The sequence below is a fragment of the Bacillus hominis genome (genome assembly GCF_018332515.1).
Taxonomy (GTDB): domain Bacteria; phylum Bacillota; class Bacilli; order Bacillales; family Bacillaceae_G; genus Bacillus_A; species Bacillus_A hominis.
On the sequence record NZ_BOQD01000540.1, the window covers coordinates 1 to 3412 of the forward strand.

The following is a 3412-nucleotide window of genomic DNA, read 5'->3' on the forward strand; positions in this document are numbered from 1 at the left end:
ATGGAATTTTACCACGGCTCATCATGGTTTTGTATTCCATTGGATGTTGCAAAATATATTATAGAGTTTTTGGAACAAAATAGCTGGTATTATTATTTGTTTAAATATGCGTTATGTCCAGATGAATGGTTTTTTCAGACAATTATAATGAACTCAGATTTTAAATGTCAGGTAATAAATAATAACTTAGTATATTTAAGATGGGGAGAAGATTATACAAATAAAAATCATCCTATAGTATTTACACTGAAAGATGTTGATTCAATCGAAAGTTCAAATCAATATTTTGCAAGGAAATTTGATCGAAGTGTAGATGAAGAGGTAATAGGATACTTTGCGAATAGATACAAGACATAGTTTGTAATATATGGGGGTACGTTTTAGTCAAAGAAGTAGAATATCTATCCATACAATAAATCCATTAAATGAATATGATAGATATAGCTGTATACAAGATAAGTGGATATTAATGGGCGGAGATGAATTAAATGGTTATATATAGTTGAACTCGATCGCTGGGGAATAAAAGGTGATACAACTTCTGCTTTGCAAACTACACAGGGTATAAATAATGCTTTTGTATGGCAAAGGATAATGGTTTTCAACCTGTTCAGTTACCAATGGGGAAATATTTAATAGATAAAAATAATGCAATAAGCTTTTGTGATAATACAACATACGGGCTTTATAATTGTATATTTATCAAGGAATCTAATAATCTTCCGAAATATAACATTTTATTATGTGATGGAAAGCTAGAGTGGCAATATGTTGATATGTTAGCAGCATTTAAACGTTTTGGTTTGATAGAAGGTTAGAATAATTTTATTCTAACCTTTTTTATGTAAATAATAAGAATTGATTTATAGGTGAAACTTTCGAAAAAAGATTGAAAACAAATAAAGGGTTAGGAGAGTGATAATGAATGAAACGATGTTTTGATTTGTTTATTTCTCTATTTTTATTATTGTTTTTTTCTTTTGTTATAGCTTTAATAGCAATTCTTGTTAAATTCAAATTGGGGTCTCCAATATTTTTTAAACAAGAGCGTCCAGGATTATATGGAAAGCCATTTAATCTTTATAAATTTCGTACAATGACGGATGAAAAAGATGAAAATGGATATTTATTGTCAGATGAAATTAGGTTAACTTCTTTCGGGAATTTTTTAAGAAAGTATAGTTTAGACGAATTACCACAATTAATAAATGTTGTAAAAGGCCACTTAAGTTTAGTAGGTCCTCGACCATTATTAATGACGTATATACCTTTATATTCCCAGGAGCAGGCAAAAAGACATAATGTAAGACCAGGAATTACTGGATGGGCTCAAATCAATGGTCGAAATAGTATTTCATGGGATGAAAAATTCAAACTAGATATTTGGTATGTTGAGAATCATAATTTTTATTTAGATTTGAAAATTTTATTCTTAACTTTTGTGAAAGTCTTAAAATCAGACGGAATACAGAATAGTAATCATGCGACTATGCCGGTTTTTAAGGGGAGTATAAACCATGGAGAAAAATAATATGAATATTTTGTTTACCAGCTCGGGTAGGAGAGTAGCTTTAATTGAAAAATTTAAGGAAGCATTCATACGAGAGGGGATGGAAGTAAGTATAATTACGGCAGATTTAAAGAAAACAGCTCCGACCACTTATTTTAGTGATAATCATTTTATAGTGCCAAAAGTAACTGAAGAACATTATATAAAGGAGATATTAAAAATATGTCAAATAGAAAGAATTGATTTAATTGTTCCTTTAATTGATACTGAGCTATTAATCTTTGCTGAAAACAGACATCTTTTCACAGAACTTGATGTAAAAGTATTAGTTTCCGGGAAGGAATTAAATAAAATTGCTCATAATAAAAAATACACATATAACTTCTTTGTTTCTAATAACATCCCCACACCTAAAGTATATAGTGATGAGGAGATTGAAAGAAAAGAATATCAATTTCCATTATTAATATAAAAAAGAAAGGCTACCATGTTTTCAAAGCAAAGGGGCTTTTTATTTATGCTGAGTTTTTAGAACTTTAGGAAGAAGTGCCATATAACGACAGCTAAAATTAAATATATACGATTTAAATAAAATAACTGATGGGGAATGTATAACAAGAAAACAGCAGATATGAAAGGAGGAGATTGGATTTATGGAAATTTCAAAAAGTGATACAAAAATGTTAAAAGGAGCGGCTATATTACTTATGTTGTTACTTCACCTGTTTGCTAGGAAAGAAGTTAACGGGGTGTATGAAACCTTTTTAACAATCAATGGGACACCGTTAATTTACTATTTGGCATTATTTGGAGACGCGTGTGTACCTATATATTGTTTTGTAAGTGGTTATGGCTTATATGTAATTTTTTATAAAGAACAAAGATTAGATGTAAGTAGAAATTGTATGCGTATATTAAAACTAGTAATGAATTATTGGATAGTGCTTGTTCTATTTATTATTGTTGGCTTTTTTGCAGGTAAATCAGAGGTTTTCTCAGGTGGTATAATAAGTTTTTTTCTCAATGTCTTTGTACTATCATCTTCATATAATGGTGCATGGTGGTTTTTACAGACATATATTATTCTTGTCTTTTTAGCACCGTTATTGACTAAATTGGTGAGAAAATATAATTCAATAAGTTTGTTACTGCTTTTTGGTGCTATATATTTAGTGAGTTATATTCAACGTATAAAAAATGTTTTGGATGTTGAGCATCATACAATTCTGGGTATGTCAGTAAATGCCGTGGTATTGGTTGGTACATCTTTACTTCCATTTATTGTGGGTACTATTTTTGCGAAAGAAAAAATTTATTCGAAAATATATAATAAATGCTATTACATGCCCTATAAGAATATACTTTGTGCTATAGGGATTATTATGTTAATAGTTTTACATGCTTTTTATGAATCTATGATTATCGCCCCTTTTACGGCTATTGCATTTATAAGTTTCTTTATTCTTATGAATAAGAGTAGTGTTATACAACATACATTATCCTTTTTGGGGGAGCATTCGACAAACATATGGTTGACTCATATGTTTTTTTATATGTCAATTTTTCCAGGGCTTATATTTGCACCTGGATATCCAATCATAATTTTTATTTGGTTGATAACGTTATGTATTGCTTCATCTTATGTAATCAATTGTATATACAAACCTATAGCGCGAATGATTGACAACAAGAGTTTTATTACACGTAATAATCAAAGAGCGATTGGATAGTTTTTTCGTTGAAATAGATGGGATAATTATCTATTTAATAGAAGTAGTTATTTGTTATGAATTGAATTATAAATAAGTGGCTGGAATAAATAATTTCGAAAGGTGAAATTGATAATAAATTAAAGAAAAACTAAATGTATAAATAAAAAAGGAACTAAAAAATACGAGGTTT

4 protein-coding genes and 1 pseudogene are annotated in these 3412 nt (G+C 28.9%); all 5 read left to right on the forward strand.

What is annotated here, in order from left to right:
• The coding region (locus tag KI356_RS27205) for a beta-1,6-N-acetylglucosaminyltransferase (RefSeq protein WP_274388411.1) at nt 1–357 on the forward strand (357 nt) is incomplete at its 5' end.
• 224 nt (nt 358–581) lie between these two features.
• Nucleotides 582–818: a hypothetical protein gene (locus KI356_RS27210; protein ID WP_212937003.1), complete on the forward strand. Its 237-nt coding sequence runs from the start codon at nt 582–584 to the stop codon at nt 816–818.
• 107 nt (nt 819–925) lie between these two features.
• Complete coding sequence (locus tag KI356_RS27215) at nt 926–1531, forward strand: sugar transferase (protein WP_212937004.1); 606 nt, start codon at nt 926–928, stop codon at nt 1529–1531.
• Nucleotides 1518–1979: pseudogene (locus KI356_RS27220) on the forward strand (ATP-grasp domain-containing protein); the annotation flags it as partial. The gene KI356_RS27215 and the pseudogene KI356_RS27220, both read left to right, overlap by 14 nt.
• A gap of 184 nt (nt 1980–2163) precedes the next feature.
• A complete protein-coding gene (locus KI356_RS27225) occupies nt 2164–3240 on the forward strand; it encodes an acyltransferase family protein (protein ID WP_212937005.1) in 1077 nt (358 codons plus the stop codon).
• Nucleotides 3241–3412: the final 172 nt, after the last annotated feature.

Bases quoted from the DNA above. Each gene is read 5' to 3' on its own strand.
- KI356_RS27210 (WP_212937003.1), top strand. From the start codon at position 582: ATGGCAAAGGATAATGGTTTTCAACCTGTTCAGTTACCAATGGGGAAA.
- KI356_RS27215 (WP_212937004.1), top strand. From the start codon at position 926: ATGAAACGATGTTTTGATTTGTTTATTTCTCTATTTTTATTATTGTTT.
- KI356_RS27225 (WP_212937005.1), top strand. From the start codon at position 2,164: ATGGAAATTTCAAAAAGTGATACAAAAATGTTAAAAGGAGCGGCTATA.